The sequence below is a fragment of the Streptomyces sp. 378 genome (genome assembly GCF_030124145.1).
GTDB lineage: Bacteria > Actinomycetota > Actinomycetes > Streptomycetales > Streptomycetaceae > Streptomyces.
In genome coordinates, this window is record NZ_JASKMS010000080.1 from 1 (window position 1) to 1,395 (window position 1,395).

A 1,395-nucleotide genomic window follows, 5' to 3' on the forward strand; every position below is an offset into this window, starting at 1 on the left:
CAGGGTCATTGCATGATTGGGATCTGTCCGGGTTCGTCACGTGAGGCCGAGGGCTCGTAGGGGCCGGAGGTAGTCGCGGCCGGTGTGGCGGAGGGCGGCGGCGATGTTGGTCTGACCGTCCTGGCGGAAGACGCTGATGGCGAGGTTGCGCAGGGAGGCCATGGCGCGGGGCAGGGTGCCGGAGCGGACTTTGGAGTCGTCCTCGCCGAACGTCTGGTCCCGCACGTGGTGTAGGAGGTTTTCGATACCCCAGTGGCCTCTGATCCAGGTGGCCAGTTCGGTGCAGGTGGCGTCGAAGACGCTCAGGCTGGTGATCAGGTAGACGCGCTCGATGGTCAGCTTTCCGGTGCTCAAGTCGCGTCGCCACCGTACGACTTGGATCGCCTGGCGGGCGCCGGGGTAGTCGAGGTGGCTGAACGCGGCGACCTTGAGCCGGCGGATCTCGTCGCGGTGATGAGCGTGGTCGCGGGTGCGGTGCCCGAGCGGGATGTCCCGCCAGGGCAGCTCCCTGACCTGGGCGTACAGGCCCGGATGGTTCTTCTTCACGACGGCCACGTAGTGCGCGCCGCGACCGGTCAGATAGGCCCCGTGGTCGTGCTGGGTGTGCAGGGCGTCGGCGGTCACCACCGTGCTCTCCAGCTCAAGACCGTCCAGCAACGGCGCGAAGGAAGGGATTTCGTTGCTCTTGGAAGCGACCTGCCGCTGGGCCAGGACCACGCCGTGGTGATCCATCGCCGCCAGCAGATGGATGGCCGCGGCCGTTGCGGTTCGCGATCCGCGGACCACCTTGCCGTCGACGGCGATCACCCGTCGCACCGGCCCTTTCTCCGCCGCCGGATCGGCCAGGGGTGGCGTTCTTGCCTGCAGATACGCGCCGATCGCTGCGTCCAGCGCGTCACCGTCCACACGCTGCAGCAGACGGCGCACGGTTGCGGCGTGCGGCACCGGCCGCAGACCGGTGAGCGGGTCGGCTGCGAAGCCGAGAACGCTCAGCACCTGCTGCGGGGCATCCCTGATCCACTCGCTGATCGCGATGAGTGAGCGAGCCCCGGTCAGCACCGCCGAGACGGCCGCGCACAGCAACGCGAGGGCCGGATACCGCGATCCTCGCGCATCGCGGGGATCGGCGACCAGAATCAGGAAACGCCGCAGGTCAGCGACATCGCTTGAGGCGAGGGGATCCGTCGTGGAGCCCAATTGCTCCAGCGCGGAAGGGATGGGCGATGATGTTCGGGCAGGCACGGTCTCGCTCGGTTCTCATGGGTCTCGACAACCACATGATCACCAGCACCGTGCCTGCTCTGCTCTCCAGGCCCCGTGCCACACAACGGACATGACGCCACGTCACTCACGAGACCGGCGAACCGGACCAATCCCGATCATGCAATGACCCTG

Annotated in this window: 1 protein-coding gene; it reads right to left on the bottom strand. The window is 67.6% G+C overall.

The window, feature by feature from the left end; genetic code table 11:
- Nucleotides 1-36: 36 nt before the first annotated feature.
- Nucleotides 37-1,197, bottom strand: a complete 1,161-nt coding sequence (locus QNO09_RS39565; RefSeq protein ID WP_283975058.1) for an ISAs1 family transposase — start codon at nt 1,195-1,197, stop codon at nt 37-39.
- Nucleotides 1,198-1,395 lie beyond the last annotated feature (198 nt).